The sequence below is a fragment of the Lacinutrix sp. 5H-3-7-4 genome, assembly GCF_000211855.2.
In the GTDB taxonomy this organism is placed as follows: domain Bacteria; phylum Bacteroidota; class Bacteroidia; order Flavobacteriales; family Flavobacteriaceae; genus Lacinutrix.
This window is the reverse complement of record NC_015638.1, coordinates 2,938,362-2,964,724: the sequence shown is the minus strand read 5'-3', so window position 1 is coordinate 2,964,724 and position 26,363 is coordinate 2,938,362. Positions and strand designations below refer to the sequence as shown.

16 protein-coding genes, 1 other RNA gene and 1 pseudogene are annotated in these 26,363 nt (G+C 32.9%); 8 read left to right on the top strand and 10 right to left on the bottom strand.

What is annotated here, in order from left to right; all coding sequences use genetic code 11:
• Genes LACAL_RS13295 through LACAL_RS13280 form a run of 4 tightly spaced genes read right to left on the bottom strand, consistent with a single transcriptional unit; the run spans position 1 to position 13,137 of the window.
• Positions 1–4,641, bottom strand: coding sequence for a gliding motility-associated C-terminal domain-containing protein (locus tag LACAL_RS13295; RefSeq protein ID WP_013871274.1), 4,641 nt, complete (start codon positions 4,639–4,641; stop codon positions 1–3).
• The gene (locus LACAL_RS13290) at positions 4,598–5,794 is read right to left on the bottom strand and encodes a hypothetical protein (RefSeq protein WP_013871273.1); all 1,197 of its coding nucleotides are present in this window, start codon (positions 5,792–5,794) and stop codon (positions 4,598–4,600) included. The genes LACAL_RS13295 and LACAL_RS13290 overlap by 44 nt, the downstream gene beginning before the upstream one ends.
• Entirely contained in the window at positions 5,778–9,413 is a 3,636-nt protein-coding gene (locus LACAL_RS13285; protein ID WP_013871272.1) for a hypothetical protein, read from the bottom strand. Before LACAL_RS13285 ends, LACAL_RS13290 begins: the two co-directional genes overlap by 17 nt.
• Entirely contained in the window at positions 9,370–13,137 is a 3,768-nt protein-coding gene (locus tag LACAL_RS13280; RefSeq protein ID WP_013871271.1) for a hypothetical protein, read from the bottom strand. Before LACAL_RS13280 ends, LACAL_RS13285 begins: the two co-directional genes overlap by 44 nt.
• Positions 13,138–13,547: 410 nt before the next feature.
• On the opposite strand from LACAL_RS13280, the gene LACAL_RS13275 reads away from it, so the two are divergent.
• The 4 genes from LACAL_RS13275 to LACAL_RS13260 all read left to right on the top strand — a co-directional run bounded on the left by LACAL_RS13275 (position 13,548) and on the right by LACAL_RS13260 (position 17,702).
• Positions 13,548–14,057, top strand: a complete 510-nt coding sequence (locus tag LACAL_RS13275; RefSeq protein WP_013871270.1) for a histidine phosphatase family protein — start codon at positions 13,548–13,550, stop codon at positions 14,055–14,057.
• 38 nt (positions 14,058–14,095) lie between these two features.
• A complete protein-coding gene (ppk1, locus tag LACAL_RS13270) occupies positions 14,096–16,159 on the top strand; it encodes a polyphosphate kinase 1 (RefSeq protein WP_013871269.1) in 2,064 nt (687 codons plus the stop codon).
• Positions 16,153–17,064: a Ppx/GppA phosphatase family protein gene (locus LACAL_RS13265; RefSeq protein WP_013871268.1), complete on the top strand. Its 912-nt coding sequence runs from the start codon at positions 16,153–16,155 to the stop codon at positions 17,062–17,064. The genes ppk1 and LACAL_RS13265 overlap by 7 nt, the downstream gene beginning before the upstream one ends.
• Positions 17,065–17,171: 107 nt before the next feature.
• A complete protein-coding gene (locus LACAL_RS13260; RefSeq protein WP_013871267.1) occupies positions 17,172–17,702 on the top strand; it encodes a porin family protein in 531 nt (176 codons plus the stop codon).
• A gap of 86 nt (positions 17,703–17,788) precedes the next feature.
• On the opposite strand, the gene LACAL_RS13255 is transcribed toward LACAL_RS13260, so the two are convergent.
• The 3 genes and pseudogenes from LACAL_RS13255 to LACAL_RS13245 all read right to left on the bottom strand — a co-directional run bounded on the left by LACAL_RS13255 (position 17,789) and on the right by LACAL_RS13245 (position 20,726).
• Positions 17,789–18,370, bottom strand: a complete 582-nt coding sequence (locus LACAL_RS13255) for a tRNA-(ms[2]io[6]A)-hydroxylase (RefSeq protein ID WP_013871266.1) — start codon at positions 18,368–18,370, stop codon at positions 17,789–17,791.
• Positions 18,371–18,381: 11 nt separating this feature from the next.
• Positions 18,382–18,942 (bottom strand): hypothetical protein, encoded by a 561-nt coding sequence (locus tag LACAL_RS13250; protein WP_013871265.1) that lies wholly within the window; start codon positions 18,940–18,942, stop codon positions 18,382–18,384.
• A 54-nt stretch (positions 18,943–18,996) separates the two neighbouring features.
• Positions 18,997–20,726, bottom strand: a pseudogene (locus tag LACAL_RS13245) (DNA polymerase III subunit gamma/tau).
• A 221-nt stretch (positions 20,727–20,947) separates the two neighbouring features.
• Here LACAL_RS13245 and rnpB point away from each other — a divergent pair.
• Positions 20,948–21,272, top strand: an RNA gene (gene rnpB, locus LACAL_RS15140) — RNase P RNA component class A.
• A gap of 44 nt (positions 21,273–21,316) precedes the next feature.
• Here rnpB and LACAL_RS13240 read toward each other — a convergent pair.
• From LACAL_RS13240 to LACAL_RS13230, 3 genes are read right to left on the bottom strand one after another with little or no spacing between them, the layout of a single operon-like run.
• On the bottom strand, positions 21,317–21,868 hold the full coding sequence (locus LACAL_RS13240) for an RsmD family RNA methyltransferase (RefSeq protein WP_013871264.1): 552 nt from the start codon (positions 21,866–21,868) through the stop codon (positions 21,317–21,319).
• Positions 21,868–22,689 (bottom strand): DUF3822 family protein, encoded by an 822-nt coding sequence (locus LACAL_RS13235; RefSeq protein WP_013871263.1) that lies wholly within the window; start codon positions 22,687–22,689, stop codon positions 21,868–21,870. The genes LACAL_RS13240 and LACAL_RS13235 overlap by 1 nt, the downstream gene beginning before the upstream one ends.
• Positions 22,673–23,413 carry a hypothetical protein gene (locus LACAL_RS13230; RefSeq protein WP_013871262.1) on the bottom strand — a complete coding sequence of 247 codons (741 nt, stop codon included), beginning with the start codon at positions 23,411–23,413 and terminating at the stop codon, positions 22,673–22,675. The genes LACAL_RS13235 and LACAL_RS13230 overlap by 17 nt, the downstream gene beginning before the upstream one ends.
• Positions 23,414–23,532: 119 nt before the next feature.
• On the opposite strand from LACAL_RS13230, the gene LACAL_RS13225 reads away from it, so the two are divergent.
• The 3 genes from LACAL_RS13225 to kdsB all read left to right on the top strand — a co-directional run bounded on the left by LACAL_RS13225 (position 23,533) and on the right by kdsB (position 26,363).
• Entirely contained in the window at positions 23,533–24,969 is a 1,437-nt protein-coding gene (locus tag LACAL_RS13225) for an ATP-dependent RecD-like DNA helicase (protein WP_013871261.1), read from the top strand.
• Positions 24,970–24,990: 21 nt separating this feature from the next.
• Positions 24,991–25,557, top strand: a complete 567-nt coding sequence (locus LACAL_RS13220) for a DUF4126 domain-containing protein (RefSeq protein ID WP_013871260.1) — start codon at positions 24,991–24,993, stop codon at positions 25,555–25,557.
• A 77-nt stretch (positions 25,558–25,634) separates the two neighbouring features.
• The gene (kdsB, locus tag LACAL_RS13215) at positions 25,635–26,363 is read left to right on the top strand and encodes a 3-deoxy-manno-octulosonate cytidylyltransferase (protein WP_041301546.1); all 729 of its coding nucleotides are present in this window, start codon (positions 25,635–25,637) and stop codon (positions 26,361–26,363) included.

Sequence of the window (26,363 nt, the reverse complement as noted above, 5' to 3'; positions counted from 1 at the left end):
TTATTTAGTACCTAAGTATAGTGGTCCTGTTATTGGATCTAAACCACTGTCTTGAATTATAACAACATAATAGTAAGTTCCGTTTGGTAACTTATCTGCACCTCCTAAAGATGTTCTAATAGAAGAACCATTCCAGTCGTTTTGGTAGTTTTTAGATTCAAAAATAATGCCACCATATCTATTAAATATTTGTAGTTCGATTATAAACCCACATTTTTTAACACCACCAACTTCAAAGAAATCATTAAATCCATCACCATTAGGTGTGACAGCTTTAGAAATTTTGAATGTGTCTACACCACATGGTAATTCAATACATTCATCATTAATTTCTATTGTTACTTCTGTAGTTTTTAAGCAATTTCCTTCAGGTAATGTATAACTGAAAGTATAATTACCTAATTCAACTTCTAACGGATCAAATATACCATCTTCTATTGTTGTGTCACCAGAAATTACAGTCCATGTTCCAGTAATATCTGCTCCTTCATCTAAATATTCAAATAAATCAATTAGTCCATCATTAAAACATCTAGCATCTTCTTGTTCTACAACAAAATCTTCACTTACAACATTTAAAGTTTGTGTAATCTCTTTAATATTACCACAAGAATCTGTAGCAGTCCAAGTCCAAAATATTTGATAATCTTCTCCAGATCCATCGCTTGTATCAGTTTCTGTAAAATCGATAGTTACATCTAAAGTAGAGCAGTCATCTGTAAACTCTAAAGTAGGAGGTTCTGGTATTTCTGAACAAGTCACATAAATTGAAGCATCTATATCTGTTAATAATATTGGAGCAATACTATCTTCAATTGTTAAGGTAGCTTGAATAGTTGTCGTGTTTCCACAGTTGTCACCAACTGTATAATTAACAGTTATTGTTCCTCCAACACCACAAGATGAGTTTAAGTTGTTAAAGTCATAATCTGAAACTACTGTATTTGTGTTATTTGTATTACAATTATCAACTCCACAACTTGTTAAAATTGCAATATTTGAAGCATTCCAATCATTAGCAATTGTTTCATTATCTGAACCTGTACATTCAATTGTCTCATCTGTCACATCACAATTTGATAAGTCTGGTCCTATATTATCAGACACCGTAATAGTTTGTGTTTGCTCATTAGCAGTATTTCCACAATCATCAGTTAAGGTCCAAGTTCTCGTAATGATATACGCACCTTCACAATCACCAGCAGTCACCACATCAGTAAAAGTAGCATCGATAGAAGTAGAACAGTTATCAGCTTCATCCGTTACATCACCCGTTTGAGTTACTGTAGCATCATAATTACAAGAAGCATCAGTAAATATTTCAATATCAGCAGGCGCAGTAAAAGTAGGTGCAGTATTATCAGACACTGTAATAGTTTGTGTTTGCTCAGTAGCAGTATTTCCACAATCATCAGTTAAGGTCCAAGTTCTCGTAATGATATAAGCACCTTCACAAGTACCAGCAGTCACCACATCAGTAAAAGTAGCATCGATAGAAGCAGAACAGTTATCAGCTTCATCCGTTACATCACCCGTTTGAGTTACAGTCGCATCATAGTTACAAGAAGCATCAGTAAATATTTCAATATCAGCAGGCGCAGTAAAAGTAGGTGCAGTATTATCAGACACCGTAATAGTTTGTGTTTGCTCAGTAGCAGTATTTCCACAATCATCCGTTAAGGTCCAAGTTCTCGTAATGATATACGCACCTTCACAAGTACCAGCAGTCACCACATCAGTAAAAGTAGCATCAAGTGTAGCAGAACAGTTATCAGTTTCATCCGTTACATCACCCGTTTGAGTTACTGTAGCATCATAGTTACAAGAAGCATCAGTAAATATTTCAATATCAGCAGGCGCAGTAAAAGTAGGTGCAGTATTATCAGACACTGTAATAGTTTGTGTTTGCTCAGTAGCAGTATTTCCACAATCATCAGTTAAAGTCCAAGTTCTCGTAATGATATAAGCACCTTCACAATCACCAGCAGTCACCACATCAGTAAAAGTAGCATCGATAGAAGCAGAACAGTTATCAGCTTCATCCGTTACATCACCCGTTTGAGTTACTGTAGCATCATAGTTACAAGAGGCATCAGTAAATATTTCAATATCAGCAGGCGCAGTAAAAGTAGGTGCAGTATTATCAGACACTGTAATGGTTTGTGTTTGCTCAGTAGCAGTATTTCCACAATCATCAGTTAAAGTCCAAGTTCTAGTAATGATATACGCACCTTCACAATCACCAGCAGTCACCACATCAGTAAAAGTAGCATCGATAGAAGCAGAACAGTTATCAGCTTCATCCGTTACATCACCCGTTTGAGTTACTGTAGCATCATAATTACAAGAAGCATCAGTAAATATTTCAATATCAGCAGGCGCAGTAAAAGTAGGCGCAGTATTATCAGAAACCGTAATAGTTTGTGTTTGCTCAGTAGCAGTATTTCCACAATCATCCGTTAAGGTCCAAGTTCTCGTAATGATATAAGCACCTTCACAATCACCAGCAGTCACTACATCAGTAAAAGTAGCATCGATAGAAGCAGAACAGTTATCAGCTTCATCCGTTACATCACCCGTTTGAGTTACTGTAGCATCATAGTTACAAGAGGCATCAGTAAATATTTCAATATCAGCTGGTGCAGTAAAAGTAGGTACGGTTGTATCTTGAATTGTAATGGTTTGTACTTGAGTAGTTGTGTTTCCACAATCATCAATTAAGGTCCAAGTTCTAGTAATAACAGATTCACTACTGCAGTTCCCAGCAGCGATAGAATCTTGGAAAGTAGCATTTAAAGCGCCAGAACAAGCATCTGTTTCATCCGTTACATCACCAGTAAGCGTTAAATCTGTAGGATCTTGATCACAATTAATAGTAATATCTTGAGGCGTTGTAAAAGATGGATCAGTAGAATCTTCAAGAGTTAAAGTAGCATTAATATTTGCAGTATTTCCACAATCATCAGTAGCAGTATAAGTAACGCTTATAGTTCCACCAGCACCACAAGTAGCATTTAAATTATTAAAGTCATAATTAGAAGTAATAGTAACATTAATATCATCAGCACAAGCTTGGATAGCAGTTATATTATCATTATTCCAGTTATCAGCAATTGTTTGGTTGTTTTGCCCATCACATTCAAGAGTTTGATCAGTAACATCGCAAGAAGAAAGATCAGGACCAGTAGTATCACCAAAAGAAAGAGTAGCAGTTACCGTTGAAGTATTACCACAATTATCAGATACCGTATATGTTACAGTAATATTTCCACAAGGACCACATACCGTGTTTAAGTTGTTGTAATCGTAATCAGAAGATACTTGACCAGAGAAAGAAGTGTCACAATTGTCAGTAGCACAAGCTTCCAAAGCAGCAATATTATCAGCATTCCATTGGTCAGCGATCGTTTGATTTAGATCAGCAGTACACTCAACAGTTTGATCAGTAACATTACAAGCAGAAATATCAGGCGCAGTATTATCCTGAACATTTATAGTTTGTATAGCTGTTGTAGTATTCCCACAGTTATCAGTTAAAGACCAAGTTCTTGTGATTGTTACTTCATTTTCACAAGCACCAGGATTAGTAGTATCAGTATATGTTGCTTCTAATCCAGAAGAACAATTATCTGCTTCATCAGTCACATCACCAGTTAAAGTTAAATTATCTGGGTTTTCTTCACAGTTAATAGTAATATCAGCAGGCGCAGTAAAAGTAGGTGCAGTATTATCAGAAACCGTAATAGTTTGTGTTTGCTCAGTAGCAGTATTTCCACAATCATCAGTTAAGGTCCAAGTTCTAGTAATGATATAAGCACCTTCACAAGTACCAGCAGTCACTACATCAGTAAAAGTAGCATCGATAGAAGTAGAACAGTTATCAGCTTCATCCGTTACATCACCCGTTTGAGTTACAGTAGCATCATAGTTACAAGAGGCATCAGTAAATATTTCAATATCAGCAGGCGCAGTAAAAGTAGGCGCAGTATTATCAGACACCGTAATAGTTTGTGTTTGCTCAGTAGCAGTATTTCCACAATCATCCGTTAAGGTCCAAGTTCTAGTAATGATATAAGTACCTTCACAAGTACCAGCAGTAACCACATCAGTAAAAGTAGCATCGATAGAAGCAGAACAGTTATCAGCTTCATCCGTTACATCACCCGTTTGAGTTACAGTCGCATCATAATTACAAGAAGCATCAGTAAATATTTCAATATCAGCAGGCGCAGTAAAAGTAGGCGCAGTATTATCTAACACTGTAATAGTTTGTGTTTGCTCAGTAGCAGTATTTCCACAATCATCCGTTAAGGTCCAAGTTCTAGTAATGATATACGCACCTTCACAAGTACCAGCAGTCACCACATCAGTAAAAGTAGCATCGATAGAAGCAGAACAGTTATCAGCTTCATCTGTTACATCACCCGTTTGAGTTACAGTCGCATCATAATTACAAGAAGCATCAGTAAAGATTTCAATATCAGCAGGCGCAGTAAAAGTAGGTACGGTTGTATCTTGAATTGTAATGGTTTGTACTTGAGTAGTTGTGTTTCCACAATCATCAATTAAGGTCCAAGTTCTAGTAATAACAGATTCACTACTGCAGTGCAGAAATATCAGGCGCAGTATTATCCTGAACATTTATAGTTTGTATAGCTGTTGTAGTATTCCCACAGTTATCAGTTAAAGACCAAGTTCTTGTGATTGTTACTTCATTTTCACAAGCACCAGGATTAGTAGTATCAGTATATGTTGCTTCTAATCCAGAAGAACAATTATCTGCTTCATCAGTCACATCACCAGTTAAAGTTAAATTATCTGGGTTTTCTTCACAGTTAATAGTAATATCAGCAGGCGCAGTAAAAGTAGGTGCAGTATTATCAGAAACCGTAATAGTTTGTGTTTGCTCAGTAGCAGTATTTCCACAATCATCAGTTAAGGTCCAAGTTCTCGTAATGATATAAGCACCTTCACAAGTACCAGCAGTCACCACATCAGTAAAAGTAGCATCGATAGAAGCAGAACAGTTATCAGCTTCATCCGTTACATCACCCGTTTGAGTTACAGTCGCATCATAGTTACAAGAAGCATCAGTAAATATTTCAATATCAGCAGGCGCAGTAAAAGTAGGTGCAGTATTATCAGACACCGTAATAGTTTGTGTTTGCTCAGTAGCAGTATTTCCACAATCATCAGTTAAAGTCCAAGTTCTAGTAATGATATACGCACCTTCACAATCACCAGCAGTCACCACATCAGTAAAAGTAGCATCGATAGAAGCAGAACAGTTATCAGCTTCATCCGTTACATCACCCGTTTGAGTTACTGTAGCATCATAATTACAAGAAGCATCAGTAAATATTTCAATATCAGCAGGCGCAGTAAAAGTAGGCGCAGTATTATCAGAAACCGTAATAGTTTGTGTTTGCTCAGTAGCAGTATTTCCACAATCATCCGTTAAGGTCCAAGTTCTCGTAATGATATAAGCACCTTCACAATCACCAGCAGTCACTACATCAGTAAAAGTAGCATCGATAGAAGCAGAACAGTTATCAGCTTCATCCGTTACATCACCCGTTTGAGTTACTGTAGCATCATAGTTACAAGAAGCATCAGTAAATATTTCAATATCAGCAGGCGCAGTAAAAGTAGGCGCAGTATTATCAGACACCGTAATAGTTTGTGTTTGCTCAGTAGCAGTATTTCCACAATCATCAGTTAAAGTCCAAGTTCTTGTAATGATATACGCACCTTCACAAGCACCAGCAGTCACCACATCATGAAAAAGTAGCATCGATAGAAGTAGAACAGTTATCAGCTTCATCCGTTACATCACCCGTTTGAGTTACTGTAGCATCATAATTACAAGAAGCATCAGTAAATATTTCAATATCAGCAGGCGCAGTAAAAGTAGGTGCAGTATTATCAGACACCGTAATAGTTTGTGTTTGCTCAGTAGCAGTATTTCCACAATCATCAGTTAAAGTCCAAGTTCTCGTAATGATATAAGCACCTTCACAAGTACCAGCAGTCACCACATCAGTAAAAGTAGCATCGATAGAAGTAGAACAGTTATCAGCTTCATCCGTTACATCACCCGTTTGAGTTACTGTAGCATCATAGTTACAAGAAGCATCAGTAAATATTTCAATATCAGCAGGCGCAGTAAAAGTAGGCGCAGTATTATCAGACACCGTAATAGTTTGTGTTTGCTCAGTAGCAGTATTTCCACAATCATCAGTTAAAGTCCAAGTTCTAGTAATGATATACGAACCTTCACAAGTACCAGCAGTCACCACATCAGTAAAAGTAGCATCGATAGAAGCAGAACAGTTATCAGCTTCATCCGTTACATCACCCGTTTGAGTTACTGTAGCATCATAATTACAAGAAGCATCAGTAAATATTTCAATATCAGCAGGCGCAGTAAAAGTAGGCGCAGTATTATCAGACACCGTAATAGTTTGTGTTTGCTCAGTAGCAGTATTTCCACAATCATCAGTTAAAGTCCAAGTTCTCGTAATGATATAAGCACCTTCACAATCACCAGCAGTCACTACATCAGTAAAAGTAGCATCGATAGAAGCAGAACAGTTATCAGCTTCATCCGTTACATCACCCGTTTGAGTTACTGTAGCATCATAGTTACAAGAAGCATCAGTAAATATTTCAATATCAGCTGGTGCAGTAAAAGTAGGCGCAGTATTATCAGACACCGTAATAGTTTGTGTTTGCTCAGTAGCAGTATTTCCACAATCATCCGTTAAGGTCCAAGTTCTCGTAATGATATAAGCACCTTCACAATCACCAGCAGTCACTACATCAGTAAAAGTAGCATCGATAGAAGCAGAACAGTTATCAGCTTCATCCGTTACATCACCCGTTTGAGTTACTGTAGCATCATAATTACAAGAAACATCAGTAAATATTTCAATATCAGCAGGCGCAGTAAAAGTAGGGGCAGTATTATCAGACACCGTAATAGTTTGTGTTTGCTCAGTAGCAGTATTTCCACAATCATCAGTTAAAGTCCAAGTTCTCGTAATGATATAAGTACCTTCACAAGTACCAGCAGTCACCACATCAGTAAAAGTAGCATCGATAGAAGCAGAACAGTTATCAGCTTCATCCGTTACATCACCCGTTTGAGTTACTGTAGCATCATAGTTACAAGAAGCATCAGTAAATATTTCAATATCAGCTGGTGCAGTAAAAGTAGGCGCAGTATTATCAGACACCGTAATAGTTTGTGTTTGCTCAGTAGCAGTATTTCCACAATCATCAGTTAAAGTCCAAGTTCTCGTAATGATATAAGCACTTTCACAAGTACCAGCAGTAACCACATCAGTAAAAGTAGCATCAAGTGTAGTAGAACAGTTATCAGCTTCATCCGTTACATCACCCGTTTGAGTTACTGTAGCATCATAGTTACAAGAAGCATCAGTAAAGATTTCAATATCAGCAGGCGCAGTAAAAGTAGGCGCAGTATTATCAGACACCGTAATAGTTTGTGTTTGCTCAGTAGCAGTATTTCCACAATCATCAGTTAAAGTCCAAGTTCTTGTAATGATATACGAACCTTCACAAGTACCAGCAGTCACCACATCAGTAAAAGTAGCATCGATAGAAGTAGAACAGTTATCAGCTTCATCCGTTACATCACCCGTTTGAGTTATTGTAGCATCATAATTACAAGAAGCATCAGTAAATATTTCAATATCAGCAGGCGCAGTAAAAGTAGGTGCAGTATTATCAGACACCGTAATAGTTTGTGTTTGCTCAGTAGCAGTATTTCCACAATCATCAGTTAAAGTCCAAGTTCTCGTAATGATATAAGCACCTTCACAAGTACCAGCAGTCACCACATCAGTAAAAGTAGCATCGATAGAAGCAGAACAGTTATCAGCTTCATCCGTTACATCACCCGTTTGAGTTACTGTAGCATCATAGTTACAAGAAGCATCAGTAAATATTTCAATATCAGCAGGCGCAGTAAAAGTAGGCGCAGTATTATCAGACACCGTAATAGTTTGTGTTTGCTCAGTAGCAGTATTTCCACAATCATCAGTTAAAGTCCAAGTTCTAGTAATGATATACGAACCTTCACAAGTACCAGCAGTCACCACATCAGTAAAAGTAGCATCAAGTGTAGTAGAACAGTTATCAGCTTCATCCGTTACATCACCCGTTTGAGTTACTGTAGCATCATAGTTACAAGAGGCATCAGTAAATATTTCAATATCAGCAGGCGCAGTAAAAGTAGGCGCAGTATTATCAGACACTGTAATAGTTTGTGTTTGCTCAGTAGCAGTATTTCCACAATCATCAGTTAAGGTCCAAGTTCTTGTAATGATATAAGCACCTTCACAATCACCAGCAGTTACCACATCAGTAAAAGTAGCATCAAGTGTAGTAGAACAGTTATCAGCTTCATCCGTTACATCACCCGTTTGAGTTACTGTAGCATCATAGTTACAAGAAGCATCAGTAAAGATTTCAATATCAGCAGGCGCAGTAAAAGTAGGCGCAGTATTATCAGACACTGTAATGGTTTGTGTTTGCTCAGCAGCAGTATTTCCACAATCATCAGTTAAAGTCCAAGTTCTCGTAATGATATAAGCACCTTCACAAGTACCAGCAGTCACCACATCAGTAAAAGTAGCATCGATAGAAGCAGAACAGTTATCAGCTTCATCCGTTACATCACCCGTTTGAGTTACTGTAGCATCATAGTTACAAGAAGCATCAGTAAATATTTCAATATCAGCAGGCGCAGTAAAAGTAGGAGCAGTATTATCAGACACCGTAATAGTTTGTGTTTGCTCAGTAGCAGTATTTCCACAATCATCAGTTAAAGTCCAAGTTCTAGTAATGATATACGCACCTTCACAATCACCAGCAGTCACCACATCAGTAAAAGTAGCATCGATAGAAGCAGAACAGTTATCAGCTTCATCCGTTACATCACCCGTTTGAGTTACTGTAGCATCATAATTACAAGAAGCATCAGTAAATATTTCAATATCAGCAGGCGCAGTAAAAGTAGGCGCAGTATTATCAGACACCGTAATAGTTTGTGTTTGCTCAGTAGCAGTATTTCCACAATCATCCGTTAAAGTCCAAGTTCTCGTAATGATATAAGCACCTTCACAATCACCAGCAGTCACTACATCAGTAAAAGTAGCATCGATAGAAGCAGAACAGTTATCAGCTTCATCCGTTACATCACCCGTTTGAGTTACTGTAGCATCATAGTTACAAGAGGCATCAGTAAATATTTCAATATCAGCTGGTGCAGTAAAAGTAGGCGCAGTATTATCAGACACCGTAATAGTTTGTGTTTGCTCAGTAGCAGTATTTCCACAATCATCAGTTAAAGTCCAAGTTCTCGTAATGATATAAGCACCCTTCACAATCACCAGCAGTCACTACATCAGTAAAAGTAGCATCGATAGAAGCAGAACAGTTATCAGCTTCATCCGTTACATCACCCGTTTGAGTTACTGTAGCATCATAATTACAAGAAACATCAGTAAATATTTCAATATCAGCAGGCGCAGTAAAAGTAGGCGCAGTATTATCAGAAACCGTAATAGTTTGTGTTTGCTCAGTAGCAGTATTTCCACAATCATCCGTTAAGGTCCAAGTTCTCGTAATGATATAAGCACCTTCACAATCACCAGCAGTCACTACATCAGTAAAAGTAGCATCGATAGAAGCAGAACAGTTATCAGCTTCATCCGTTACATCACCCGTTTGAGTTACTGTAGCATCATAGTTACAAGAGGCATCAGTAAATATTTCAATATCAGCTGGTGCAGTAAAAGTAGGCGCAGTATTATCAGAAACCGTAATAGTTTGTGTTTGCTCAGTAGCAGTATTTCCACAATCATCCGTTAAGGTCCAAGTTCTCGTAATGATATAAGCACCTTCACAATCACCAGCAGTCACTACATCAGTAAAAGTAGCATCGATAGAAGTAGAACAGTTATCAGCTTCATCTGTTACATCACCAGTTTGAGTTACTGTCGCATCATAATTACAAGAGTCATCAGTAAATATTTCAATATCAGCAGGCGCAGTAAAAGTAGGAGGAGTGGTATCTACAACATTTATTATTAAAGTTCTTGTTGTTGTATTACCGCATTCATCTGTAGCAGTCCATGTTCTCTCTACAGTAAATTCATTTTCACAAGTTCCTGGAGTTGTTGTTTCTTCAAAATTAATAGTAGCACTTCCGCATTCATCAGTAGCTGTTAAATCTTCAGCAGGTTCTAGCTCATCACATTCAATTGTAATTTCTTCAGAAATTGTAACAGCATCTGTATAATTAGAAATACAAGTAAATTCAATATTATGTTGTCTTCCACTTCCAGAAACATTGTTTTTTCTAGCTTCAACACCAACTCTAAAAGAAAAACTTGATGCATTAGTATTTCTAGTAGTAAAATTAGCTTGAGGATTTGCATTTGTTACGCCTGTATATTCCGTAGTTCCAGAAGTAGCAACAATCCAAGGTCCTTCTTCTGTAATTGTTAAATCTGTAGGGTCATTAACAGTATAACTATTTGTAAATTGAGTCCAATTTACTTCTCCATAATTATTATTACCATCAATATCATTAAAATTTGAATAGAATTCTGGTAAACTAGTAGGCGTTGTTGTTCCTGCTTGAACAAAATCGAATCTAAACTCAGTATAAGCTCTATCCCCATTATTTGCTATTGAAAAAGCTGTTCTTGGTCTAAATGAATCACTTCCTGTAGAGTTATCATCAAAAACAGGAATTGTTGTATTAACTGTAGCTACAATATTAACTAAAGCATCAACACCAGGAGCTATTTCAGTAAATCTAAAAACCTCTCCTTGTAAATAGGTATTTACATTTCCGTCTCCAGATTCTTCTGTGTAATTTTCAAAACTTAAAACAGGAACATCTACACATGATGGTTGACTATTATCTACATTTGAAGGGAAACCAACAATTGTTGGAGGTAATGTATCAATTATTGTAAATGAAGCAGATGTAGTACTAGAATTTCCACATTGATCTGTTGCTGTAAAAGTAACAATAGCAGATCCTGTACCACCACATTCATCTGACAATCCACTAAAATCATTAGTCCAGATAATTGGTTCACTACAAGTATCGTAAGCAACGGCTCCAGCATTAGAATTTAACCAATCGTTAAGTGCTGTTGTATTTCCATTACCATCACATTGCACAGTAAAATCGAAAGCAGTTGTATCTATTACAGGTGCTTGAGTATCTTGAATTGTAATGGTTTGTGTATAAGTGTCAATCTCATTACCGTAAGCGTCTGTTAAAGTAAATGTATTTGTATATGTTCCGTTTGAATTACATGTTCCGTTTTGAACGAATGAACCAGAAGTTTTTATAGGCGGTAACCCTTCGCAATTTGTAACAGGAGCTAAATCTTGAGCATCATTTAAAGCATTAGCATCATCACATTCTATTGTAACATCTAATTCTCCAGGTTCAGTTTCCCAAGTTGGAGGCTCAGGTGTATTAATTGTTACAGTTGTAGTATTAAGATTTCCGTTTGAACAAGCATCAAAATCTTGAGAACTAACAGTTGATTGATTTGAATTATTAATCTGTCCGTTATAACTTGTGTTTAATTGAATAGAAAAATTGCCATCATCATTATTTTCTAAAAAGTAACATTCATCATTTATTTCTACTTGGAAATTTATATCTAAAGGTTGAGAGTTTGATGTTAAAATACCATCATCTACAGTAAAGGTTAATAATCGTGTAGCTTCATCATAAGTATAATTAACACCAGCAGGTAAACCTGTAATTGGTAAAACGAGTTCTGCTTCAGAGTCTATTACCGTAGAAAGAATTACATTTTCAGCATTATCATTACCACTATTAATTAATTGTGTATTAAAATTAATTATAGTTGGAGTAGGACCTGGAGTAACAGATGTTGGAGATCCTAATAAAGCAACTTCTACATCTGGTTGATAAACTTCTATTGAAAAACCTAATAAAAATAAACCATAAGTTTCTTGCGTAGATCTTAATCTAATTGTTGCAGACGTTTGGTTGTTAGATAAAATAGATTTACCAGGATTGCTTAAAGGAAATAAAGCAACGTCAAAACCTAAAGTGTTAGTACTTGCAGGTGTTCTGTTTGTAAAATCCGCTCCATTTGGATCAATGGTAATTCTACTATTAAAAAAATTATTGGCATTTCGTGAAGGTGTACTAATATCTACAAAACTTCCATTTATATCTTGAATTTGAAGCCTATCTCCACTTAAACTTCTATCACCTTCCAGTGCACCAACCAAAACATTGGTGTTAACAGGACCATTAGGTACAGTTTGAAAACCACTAAAGTTAAAATCTATATTATTTGTAGAACTAGCTATATGTACATAACCATCAGATAAAGTAATATTTCTTTGCTCTAAATCTGGACTAGAATAAACCACTGCAATTTGCCAACCACCAGAAGTACCAGTGTTGTTTCCAGCATGAGAAAAAAGAGTACCAGTTTTAGCTTCAACATTAGCTACTTGATAGGTGCCAAATGGTGAACTTAAGCTTTTTACATCTGCAGTTATGTCCTTAAAGCAAACGTAAGGATCGTTTATAAAGTGTTCATCTCTACCTCGGTAAATAACTTCATCAGCAGTTATGGTTGTGTAATTAGCTTGACCAGGAAGTTTTATTTTTACATCGTTAAAATTCCAATTAGGTTCATTATCAAATTCAGTACCTCCAAAAATAGGTCCTTTATCTGCAGCAGCCCAATATAATAACACTCTTTCAATCTCTAAACAGCTATCGCCAGGTCTAGGGTTTGCTAAATTAGCACTGCTAGAGTTAAACGTAGAGTTGTCATTATCTATATCAACATAAAAAGTGTTGAAATTATGATTGTCAAACGAACCATTGTAATTTAACGTAGGATGTGCAGAAACAACATTATTTGCAATAGTTGTTACTTGGCCACTAATTGTTTCGTTATACCTAGGCGTAAACGCTTTTTTAATTTGAGCATTTAAAGTTGACGCTGATAAAAATAAAATAAAAAGCGGAAGCACTGTAATAGTGCGCTTAACTAAAGACATTTTTGAAAAGTTGGTTTTAGATAGCATAATTTGGGATTTTACAAATGGATCTATAAGTAGGCACAAGATTTACATTTGATTTAATATTGTTATTCTCCATTAACTGAGAAATAATTGCATAAAAAAGTGTTTCCGCATAACAAATAATTAACTTGCTATAAACGAAAACATTAATATTAATATTTAACTTTGCTTTGAAATGATTTATTTTCATAACAAAAATTTTAACTGTTTTAATAAAAGTTATGCCATTAATTACTATTATGATATTAATCTACAGTCAAGGGAAGTGCACCATAAGCGTCACAAAGTAGGTTGATTTATTGGGTATTAATAGCGTATACAAATGAAATAGTATTTAAATTCTAATTCAAATAAATGAGTTTAATAACTTAAATATTCGTTAAAAAACCAAATGTAACACTAAATCCGATTAAATGCAAGAAATACCGACAAAAAGCAATAAAGTTCTATATTTAGTTCGTCATGCAAAGTCATCATGGAAATATGATTTGCGAGATTTTGATCGTCCTTTAAAAAAAAGAGGATTTAATGATGCTAATTTAATATCAAACCATTTAAAAACCTTTTCATTAAGTCCAGATTTAATTATAAGTAGTGGAGCAGAGCGAGCAAAAACTACAGCTAAAATTTTTATTGAAAACTTAAATCTTAAAAAAGTAAATTTTTTAATAAATAATGAAGTTTATGATTTTTCAGGTCAGTCTTTATTGAACGTTTTAAAATCTTGTAATAATTCTATCGATAAACTGCTTGTTTTTGGACATAATAATGCGCTAACCAATATAGCAAATACCTATGGAAGTAAAGCTATAGATAACATAACAACTTCTGGTTTTGTGGAAATTCACTTTGCTACAGATAAATGGGAAAACATAAAAAAAGGAGAAACTAAAACAATACTTTTTCCAAAACACCTTAAATAAGAAAACTATAATATATTTGTTAAAAAATTTATAATTAAATGATTAAAAAAACTTCTAATTTCAGCTATATTAATAGAGAATTAAGTTGGTTACAATTTAATGAAAGAGTGCTGCAGGAAGCATCAGATGAGAACGTTCCATTAATTGAACGTCTTCGTTTTTTAGGGATTTTTTCTAATAATTTAGATGAATTTTTTAAAGTTAGATATGCAACAGTAAAACGTATAGACGAAGCTGGAAAAGAAGGAAAAAGTCAATTAGGAGGTATAAGAGCTTCAGAATTATTAGAAATTATTACTCAAACAGTAATAAAAAAACAAGCTGAAAGCTTAAAGATTTTAAATAATATTCAGCAAAAATTAAAATCTGAAAACATATTTATTATCACCGAAAAACAAATAAGTAATACTCAAAAATCTTTTATAAAAAATTATTTCATTCAGCATGTAAGTCCTGCTTTAGTAACTATAATTTTAAATGAAGATGCAGCAATACCAAATCTTAAGGATAGCGCAGCATATCTTGCAATAAATATGAGTTTAGAAAATGGAGAGCACCAATATGCGCTTATAGAAATCTCCAAAAACATGGATCGTTTTGTAGAACTTCCAGAAGAGAATGGAAAACAGTCTATTATTATTTTAGACGATTTATTACGTTTCTGTTTAGATGATATTTTCAATATTTTCGAGTATAATTCTATATCGGCACATATGATAAAAATTACACGTGATGCAGAGCTTGACTTAGAAAGTGATTTAAGTAAAAGTTTTATGGAAAAAATTAGTAATAGTGTAAAAGATAGGCAAGATGGCCAACCGGTTCGTTTTGTTTACGATAAAAGTATAGATAAACATACACTAGATTTTTTAATGGATAAAATGAGTATAGAATCTTCAGACAGTATTATACCTGGAGGTCGATATCACAACCGTCGTGATTATATGAATTTTCCAAGCTTAGGAAGAACAGATTTGTTATATGATAAAATTACAGCTTTACCCGTTAAAAACTTAGGATTAGAAAACAGCATATTTAAAGCAATTTCAAAAAAAGATTATTTACAATACACACCATATCATACCTTTGCATACATTGTAAAGTTTTTACGTGAAGCAGCATTAGACCCTCAAGTAAAAAGCATAAAAATTACAATTTACAGGCTGGCACAAATTTCTCATGTTGCCAGCTCGCTAATTAACGCTGCAATTAACGGTAAAAAAGTTACTGTTTCAATGGAGATTCAAGCACGTTTTGATGAACAAGCCAATATTGAATATGCAGAACAAATGCAACGTGAAGGCATACAATTAATATTTGGAGTACAAGGTTTAAAAGTGCACAGTAAAATGTGTGTTATAGAAAGAGAAGAAGGACCTAAATTAGTACGATATGGCTTTATAAGTACAGGGAATTTTAACGAGTCTACTGCAAAAATTTATACAGATTATACTTTATTTACATCAAACCAAAAAATATTAAAAGACGTAAACAAAGTTTTTAATTTCTTTTCTGTAAACTATAAAATGTATCGCTATAAGCACATTATTACATCACCACATTATACGCAAAATGCTTTTTTTAATTTAATAAATAAAGAAATTAAAAATAAAAAAGAAGGTAAACCAGCTTATATAAGACTAAAAATGAATAGTATATCTAGTTATAAAATGATAGATAAATTATATGAGGCCAGTAACGCAGGTGTAAAAATACAAATGATTGTTAGAGGAATTTGTTGTTTAATTCCTGGTGTAAAAGGTATGAGTGAAAATATTGAAGTTGTAAGTATAATAGATAAGTTTTTAGAACATACTAGGCTTTATGTATTTTGTAATAATAACGATGAAAAAGTATACATCTCTTCGGCAGACTGGATGACTAGGAATATTGATAATAGAGTAGAAGTAAGTTGCCCAATTTACGATGCTAGTATAAAAGAAGAATTAATAGATACTTTTAATATTTGTTGGAATGATAATGTTAAAGCAAGAATAATAGATGCTAAACAAAAAAATATATATAAGCGCAACGACAAAGAAAAAGTAAGAGCCCAATTCGCAACCTACGACTATTATAAAAATAAATTAAACGAATGCTAAAAATAAAAAAATTCGCAGCAATAGATATTGGATCTAATGCCGTGAGATTACTTATAGCTAACATAATTGAAGAAAAAGATAAGCCAGCAACTTTTAAAAAAAGTTCGTTGGTTAGAGTACCAATACGCTTAGGAGCAGATGTTTTTTTGAACGAAGAAATTTCTCCAGAAAACACAGAGCGCATGTTAGACACTATGCAGGCTTTTAGGCTATTAATGAAATCTCATAAAGTTGAAAAATTTAAAGCCTGTGCAACATCTGCAATGCGTGAAGCTAAAAACGGACAAGTAGTAGCTAACAAAATTTTAAAAAGCACAGGTATACCAATAGACATTATTGAAGGAGAAGAAGAAGCGGCAATTATAGCAGCTACAGATCTTCATACATTTATAGATAAAGCAAAAACGTATTTATATGTAGATGTTGGTGGTGGTAGTACAGAGTTTAGTGTAATTTATCGTGGTGAAAAAATTATATCAAAATCTTTTAAAATAGGAACAGTACGTTTGTTAAATGATATTGTAAAAAAAGAAACTTGGCAGGATTTAGAACTATGGATAAAAACGCACACAAAAAAATACGATAAAATTGATGTTATAGGCTCTGGAGGTAATATAAATAAGATATTTAAAGTATCTGGTAAAGCAATGGGCAAACCGTTAACTTACTTTTATTTGACGTCGTACTACAATATGCTTCAAACTCATTCTTATGAAGAACGCATCACGCAATTAGGTTTAAATCAAGATAGAGCAGATGTTATTATTCCCGCGACACGTATCTATCTATCTGCAATGAAGTGGTGTGGAGCAAAAGATATATATGTACCAAAAATAGGATTAGCTGATGGTATTATAAAAAGTATACATAATGACACCGTTTTAAGCCATACACAGTTAAAATAATACACTTTATCTTTTTATTATTTAATATTAGTTAAATTTAATATATATTAGCTTTGTATATATAAACTATATAAACTATATAAACTAACAAAAAACATATTTTTTTTATGAAAAAAACTGTACTCTTATTAGCCTTTTTACTTTGTACAATCTACGGCTTTTCTCAAAACGCACTTTATGGTGTACGTGCTGGTTATAATATTTCAAACTTAGATTTTGATCCAGACCCAACAGGATTTGCAAATAAACATAGAAATGGTTTCGCTATTGGCTTTTTTGGCGAATACTCTTTATCTAATAGTTTAGCAATTGCACCAGAAATTCAGTTTTCGGCTGAAGGTGCAAATGATGAAGGTATTAAAATAGATTATTTACAAATGCCTATTGTATTCAAATACAAAATTGGTGATAGATTCGCTATTGGAGTAGGACCGCAAGCAAGTTTAAAAACTCATGATTATGAAGATGGTTTAAAAAACTTTGCTTTTTCTGGTATAGGAGGAATAGAGTATATGTTATCTGATGAGTTTTTCTTAGATTTTAGATATTCTTATGGGCTAACAAATATATTTGATGACGAAACAGAATTAGATGCTATTAACACTAATATGCAAATTGGTTTTGGTCTTAAGTTTTAACCAACAATAAATTAAACTAAAAAACGCCAAAGCATTAAATGTTTTGGCGTTTTTTTATGTTTAATATATGTTGATATAATGGTTATTTAGCCATGTATTGTTTCACTTTTACTTAAATCTTTCATTATTTCGGCTTCAAAATCTAATAAAGCTTGCCATTTTTTATCTACTTCTTTTCTATCACCATATTGTCTAGCAAAACCTAAAAACATAGTATAATGGTTTGCTTCACTCACCATTAATTTTCTATAAAACTCTGCTAACTCTTTATCTTCTAATTCTTCACTAAGCAACCTAAAGCGTTCACAGCTTCTAGCTTCAATTAAAGCAGCGTAAAGTAGCCTATGTACTAATTGCGTTGTTCTACTGCCTCCTTTAGGAAAAAACTGAAGTAACTTAGCAACATACTCATCTTTACGATCACGACCTAAAACCCAACCGTTTTCTAAAATTAAATCGTGTACCATTTTAAAATGGCTAATTTCTTCTTTTACTAAGGCAACCATTTCTTGTACCAAATCTGTGTACTCAGGAAAGCTTACAATTAAAGAAATTGCAGTACTAGTTGCTTTTTGCTCGCAAAAAGCATGATCTGTTAAAATATCTTCAATATTTTTTTCTACAATATTTACCCAACGAGGATCTGTTGGTAATTTAAGTCCTAACATATTTTATTAGTTTATTCTTTTGTAACATTTTTTAGTTTGTAATTTCCGTTAGCTTCAATTTGTAGGGTAAAATACTCACACCAATCTGTTTCTGGTTTACAAAATGTTATATCTATACTTATATTTTTTTTATTTAAAGATTCAGCTTCATTAAGCCAAACACCTTGTAAAATAGATTTATTAAAAAAGCTTTTGTAGGTGTCATCTATATTTAAAATAAAATTTTTGTCTATAATTTCATTAAAAATCATAGAGTTGTTAGTTACAGTAATTAAAGCTTTTGTATCTCTATAATAGTGTTTGTATGTGATATTATTGTTTGTAAACTCGTTTAAATAACTGTCTTCCATATTTGAGAAGCTTTTTATTTTTATACGGTGTCCATTACTAAAAAGTGTATCTATTTCATTTTCAGAGTATTTTTCTGGAAAATATTTTACAACTTTAGAGAAAGAATCTAATAATTTGTGTTCTTTTAACACTTGTGTATTACTTTTATGTACACGTTCTTTACCGTCACAACTCACAAAAAATACACTTATAATAGCTAGAAGGAATAAGATGTTTTTCATTTTAAAAAATAAATAAAAATAGATTTAAAGATAGTTAATTTGAAGTGAAAAGAATTATAAATCTAAATCGAAAGTTTTTCTAAGTAACTCAATATTAGGGTTTTTTTCTTTTAATTTCTCGTATTTTTCTTCTGGCGTGTAAGCAAATTTCTTTTGCATTTCTTCATTAACATCAATATCCAGACTTATATCAAAGTTTCTTAATGTTTTGCGTAAAAATTGAAGCAAATCGTACGATTGTCTTTCAACCTCTACTTTATTAGTGGCATTTGGAAACGTTAAATGTATTGTTGTTCCTTTTAATCTTGGTTTGTCTATTGAGAGTATTGCGGCAAGATTCATTTTGCCTTCTTTCTCAATATCTTTAATAAATGTGTTCCAAACTTGGGTTAATTCATCTTGAGTAAAAGGTTCTCTTGGTAGGTTTTCTTCATCTATAGTATTATCTTTTTGTTTTATTTCGTGCTCTTTTTTAGCTCGAATACTTTTTAAAGACAATCCAGATGTTGGTTTTTTACCGCTATTAAGTATTATTTTAGGAGCAGTTTTTGTTGCTGTATCTGCCGTATTTAATATAGGTTGTTTAGTAGATACTACAGATTGTGGTTTATTTTCTACAGGAGCGTTTGTAGTTTGTTCTACTTTTTTTACCGGAATAGGCGTAATACCTACACGTTTAAAATAGGATGGTGGAATTATGTACCGACTGCTATTTTTTTTTTATCTCCATCAAAAGTGATAGAGGCAAGTTGCATGATACAAAGTTCAACGAGTAGTCGTTGGTTTTTACTGGATTTATATTTTAAATCGGTTTCGTTAGCTAACTCAATTCCTTTTAATAAAAAGGCTTGAGAAGCTTTTTTAGATTGCTCTAAATATTTTTCTTTAGTTTGATCTCCAACTTCTAAAAGTTCTATAGTAGCTGGATTTTTACAGACTAATAAATCTCTAAAATGAGATGCTAGTCCTGCTATATAATGGTGTCCATCAAAACCTTTAGATAAGGTTTCATTAAATTGTATTAGTAATTCTGGTATCTTATTTTCTAAAATTAAATCTGTACTTGTAAAATAAGTTTCGTAATCTAATACGTTTAAATTTTCTGTAACAGATTGTCGTGTTAATTCTTTTCCCGAAAAACTTACAACACGATCAAAAATAGATAAAGCATCACGCATAGCGCCATCTGCTTTTTGAGCTATAATATGTAAAGCATCATCCTCTGCATTTATACCTTGTTCTTGTGCAATATATTTTAAATATTCTTTGGCGTCTTTTACAGTAATACGTTTAAAATCGAAAATTTGACAACGTGATAAAATTGTAGGTATTATTTTATGCTTTTCTGTAGTTGCAAGAATAAATATACAATGCTTTGGCGGTTCTTCTAAAGTTTTTAAAAAAGCATTAAAAGCGGCTTGAGATAGCATGTGTACCTCGTCAATAATATAAACTTTGTATTTTCCAACTTGTGGAGGAATACGTACCTGATCTGTTAAACTTCTAATATCGTCTACCGAGTTGTTTGAAGCAGCATCAAGTTCAAAAATATTAAAAGCAAAATCTTCCTCGTTAGATTCTGTACCATCACTATTAATCATTTTAGCCAAAATACGAGCACAACTGGTTTTACCTACACCTCGTGGTCCGGTAAACAATAAGGCTTGTGCTAAGTGATTATTATCTATAGCGTTTAGCAAAGTATTTGTAATGGCAGATTGCCCAACAACATCTTTAAATGTTTGTGGTCTGTATTTTCTTGCCGATACTACAAAGTGTTCCATTTATATTCTTGCTAAATTTTGTACTTTTAAGATACTTTTTAAAGGTGATTTTTTAGAATAACAAAGTTAAAAATTCAATTTGTATTTTAGAATTTTGCAGCTATAATTTGCAAGGAGTTATTAACAAACTTTCACTAGTTATAGATGTCCTTTTTTAAGCATTATTAAACAAAACGCTTTTCTGTATAAATATTTCATATAGTTTATTCTATTTTTGCAAATAAGTAAATCGCCTTATCGCGCTTATACTAAAGTAAATTTAGTGCAAGTGAGGAAAGTCTGGACACCGTAGTGCAATATAGTGGTTAACAGCCACCAGCCGTGAGGTTAGGAAAAGTGCAACAGAAAGTATGTACAGGTCATGCTGTAGTGAAACCAGGTAAACTCTATGTGGTGCAATGTCATGTATACTAGCGTTTGAGCGTGCACGCGCGAGTTAGAGGGTAGGCAGCTAAAGTGTGTTGGTAACAACTCACGAAGATAAATGATAAGGGTTAAAACAGTAATGTTTTAATACAGAATCCGGCTTATAGATTTACTTATATATAATAAAACCATCTAATTTTTTAGATGGTTTTTTTATTTAAATATTATTCATTTTCTTCTGGAAGTTTATAAAAACTAAACATATTACCACCATAACTTTTAGAATGGCTGTAATGGTCTAAATGTGATATATCTGTATGTTTAGAGTGCTCAACTATTAGCATACCATCTGGTTTTAAAAGATTGTTTTTAAATACCAGTTCTGGTATTTTAGAAAATGCTTCTACAGGAAAATCGTATGGTGGATCTGCAAATATTACAGTATGTTTTGTATTACTATTTTCTAAAAATTTAAAAACATCGCTTTTAATGGTTTGTATTGGCATATCGAAACTTTCGGCAGTTTCGTTTATAAATTTTATACAACCATAATCTGCATCTACACAAGTAATTTGTTGTGTACCTCTGGAAGCAAACTCGTAACTTATATTTCCTGTACCTGCAAATAGGTCTAAAACCGAAATGTCATCAAAATAATAATGGTTGTTTAAAATATTAAATAACGATTCTTTTGCCATATCTGTTGTAGGACGAACTGGAAGCTTTTTTGGAGCTGTAATTCTTCGGCCTTTAAATTCTCCTGAAACTATACGCATTATAAGCTTTTTAAAAGGGTGAAATTTGAATATTGATTGTTTTGCTTTTCTGTAAAACTAAAAGAATCCATTCTATTACCAAACGATACATTTCTAATGTATTTATATAGTATATTATATAAGGTATCATCTTTTTCAATTGCACCTAATAAAATAGCTGAAATTGTTTCTGGATTGAATTCTAATTGTTCTGTTGTAAATAAAACATAATAGATAAAATCTTCGGGTGTTGTATACTCAAAAGTGTTATAAAGTAATAATTTTCCTTTTGCAAAGGCAAGCAATTCAAAATGTGTAGTATTTACATTTATATATAATTTATCATCGCTTGCATTTTTTTCAGCTGCAACTAAATTTTCTATTAATACTGTAGAAAAGTGTTTGTATGTAAAGGCTCCAAAATGGTCATAAATAAAGTTGTTTACATTAATATATGGTACATAAACATTTACAGTTTCGTTTGCTGTAATAGTATCATACGTTATATAATCTGACTTTAAAATTTTAGAACTTAGTTTTAAATAATCTGCCATAGCATCTTCGTTAAAAAGTGCTTGTGGCACTAATGCAGATAATTCGTTTGTATGTATTACTGTTACTTTATTGTAGTTTTCTTTTAATAGTGATTCTGTATTAAATAAATGTTTTACAAAATCTAAAAGCTCAAAAGGAGTTAGTTTTTTTTCTTTAGAGAAATGCTTTATAGTTGTAACAGTATTATTGCTAGTATTTAGCACACAAAAAGAAAGTCCATTCAAACTTAGTTGAATGGACAATTCTTTATCTGTTATTTCTAAAATTGTATTAACTTTTTGGGTCATATACTTTTGGCCAGTTCCCGTTAACTTTTACTTCTTCCATAGATCCAACTCTTACAGCATCTCCTTTAATTTCTTCTACAGAAATTGCTTTGTTTTCTTGAGCAATATAAGCTTTGTCTTGATCGTGTAAAACATCTTTTTTCAATACATAAGCTTCAAATACAGGAAATTTATCATCTTCATCTTCACCAACTTCTCCAGCGTTTAATTTAAACTTAGTACCTTCTTTAGCAAAAGGAACGTTCATCATTGTTTTATATCTTGTAGAAGTTTTAAATAAAGAATCTTTTACAGAAACAAAATCTAAAGTATCTATTATAGTTTGTTCAACACGAGTTTCAACACCACCGAAACGACGTGTTAATTCTTCATCAATTACAAGTGTATCTCTTCTTTCTACAATTGCAAATTTTCCATTTTCAATAAAGTTAATTAAAGAATCGTAGCTATTTGTATATTTTCCTTTAACTTCTTTATAAGCAACTTGAGAATCTCTAATGTCAACTAATTTTTCAATTACTTGAGCATAACGCTTTTCTTTTACTTGGTTAAATAAAATTGGTTTGTATACAGACATAAATGTTTGGTAACCCAAAAAGGCAATAAGTACCCAAAGAACTAAAGTTACAACAGGTTTAATTTTTGCAGGAATAAACTTATCAATAAGCCAAACAATTAAAATTGTTAGTAGTATTGCTCCAATAATAATAAGCGCTAATTTCATATTTTATTTAAATTTAATTTAATTAAGGTCTAACGCAAATCTACAATTTTTTTTTATTCGTAAAAACCAATAAGAGTAAAAATCATTTATATATTTGAATAAAAGTTATAAAACACCTAATGGAAATCACTAAATCTGAATTTTATTCCCTTATAAAACAGCAGTTTCCGTTCCAACCAACTCAAAAACAAGATATTTTACTTTTACAGCTATCAGAATTCATTTTTGATGATAAATCTAACGGTATTTTTCTTTTAAAAGGGTATGCAGGAACAGGAAAAACAACAATAATTGGTACAATAGTTAATAATTTATGGAAAGCTAAAAAAAGCGCTGTGCTAATGGCACCAACTGGGCGAGCAGCTAAAGTAATTTCAAATTATTCTAAAAAAGAAGCCTTTACAATACATAAAAAAATATATTTTCCTAAAAAAGATAAAGGTGGTGGCGTAAATTTTGTTTTACAGCCTAATAAACACAGAAATACACTTTTTATTGTAGATGAAGCGTCTATGATACCAGATACTCCTGGAGATTCTAAACAATTTGCTAATGGATCGTTATTAGACGATTTAATGCAATATGTATATCAAGGTCATAATTGTAAATTACTATTAATAGGAGATACTGCACAATTACCACCAGTAAAATTAGATATAAGTCCTGCTTTAGATGAGAACACACTAAGTTTAAATTATAATAAATTAGTTTCTAAAATGGAGTTAGACGAAGTAATGCGTCAAGAACAAAACTCTGGAATTTTAGAAAATGCGACAATGCTTAGAGAAACCTTATCTAGCGGTTTTTTTGAAAGTTTTCAATTTAATCTTAAAGCTTTTAAAGACATTGTTAGATTGGTTGATGGTTATGATATTATGGATGCTATAAACGATAGTTATAGCACTTTAGGAAATGAAGAAATGGCAATAATTGTTAGAAGCAATAAACGTGCAAACCTTTACAACCAACAAATACGAAGCAGAATTTTATTTAATGAAAACGAATTGTCTTCTGGAGACTATTTAATGGTTGTAAAAAATAATTATTTTTGGTTAAAGCCTACAACCGAAGCTGGTTTTATTGCAAATGGTGACATAATAGAAGTTCTTGAAATATTTAGCATTAAAGAATTATACGGTTTTCGTTTTGCTGAAGTAAAAATACGAATGGTAGATTACCCAAAAATGAAACCTTTTGAAACAGTATTGTTATTAGATACTATTTCGGCAGAAACACCTTCGTTAACCTATGAAGACTCTAACCGTTTATATCAAGAAGTTCAAAAAGATTACGAAGAAGAGAAAAGTAATTATAAAAAGTTTTTAGCAATAAAAGGAAACAAACATTTTAATGCATTACAAGTTAAGTTTTCTTACGCTATAACCTGCCATAAGTCGCAAGGTGGACAATGGAATACAGTATTTGTAGAGCAACCATATTTACCAGATGGTGTAATTACTAAAGATTATTTAAGATGGCTTTATACAGCAATAACACGTGCAAAAGAAAAAGTATATTTACTTGGCTTTAAGGATAATTTTTTTGAATCTGAATAAAAATAATAAACGCAATATATTATGACAGCCGAAACAATTATAAGTATTTGCCTTGGTATAGGTTTATCTGCATCTGTTGGATTTCGTGTTTTTGTACCACTTTTTACCTTAAGTCTAGTCTCTTATTTAGGTATTTGGGAATTAAATGAATCTTGGCAATGGATAGGAAGTTTATCTGCATTAATAGTATTAGGCGTAGCAACTGTAGTAGAGATTTTAGCATATTATATTCCCTATGTAGATAACATTTTAGATACAGTAGCAATACCATTAGCGGCTATTGCTGGTACAGCAGTTATGGTTTCTACAGTAGCAGACTTAAGTCCAGTAATAACATGGGCATTAGCCATTATTGCTGGTGGCGGAACGGCAGCAGCAGTAGCAAGTTCATCTGGAGCAACACGTTTGGCATCTACCGCAACAACTGGTGGTGTTGCAAATCCTTTAGTTAGCACAGTAGAAACGGGAACAGCAATAGGCATGTCTATAGTTTCAGTTTTATTACCGGTTTTAGCAATTTTCTTTGTGGCTATACTATTTTTTGTAATATTTAAACTCTATAAAAAAATGAAATCGGCTAGCGCTTAGCTCAAAAAACCATAAAAAGACTCTGTCTTTCATTTTAAAAATTATATTTTTGAATCTTTAATACTTCAATTTTTTAGATGAAAATAATCGCAATGATTCCCGCACGATATAGTGCATCTCGTTTTCCTGGTAAATTAATGCAAGATTTAGAAGGTAAACCTGTGATTACTCGTACTTACGAAGCTACAGTAGCTACCAATTTGTTTGATGAAGTTATCGTGGTTACAGATAGTGAAATAATTTTTAAAGAAATTACAAGCATTGGAGGCAAAGCCATAATGAGTATTAAAACACACGAGTGTGGTAGCGACCGTATTGCAGAAGCTGTAGAAAATTTAGACGTAGATATTGTTGTAAATGTACAAGGAGACGAGCCTTTTACCGAAGTAGCATCCTTAAAAAAGCTTATTAAAGTTTTTGAAAATGACAGTGATAAGTCTATAGATTTAGCCTCATTAATGGTTAATATTAAAGACATTGAAGAGATAAATAACCCAAACACAGTAAAGGTTATTGTAGACCAAAAAGATTTTGCATTATATTTTTCTCGCAGTCCAATACCATACCCAAGAGATAAAGAAGTCGCTACAAAATACTATAAGCACAAAGGTGTTTATGCGTTTAGAAAACAGGCATTAATGGACTTTTATAATCTACCAATGTTAATGTTGGAAGCTTCAGAAAAAATAGAATGTATTCGCTATTTAGAATATGGAAAGCGAATTAAAATGGTTGAAACAAGCGTTCAAGGTGTAGAAATTGATACACCAGAAGATTTAGAACGTGCTAAAAAATTGTGGAAATAA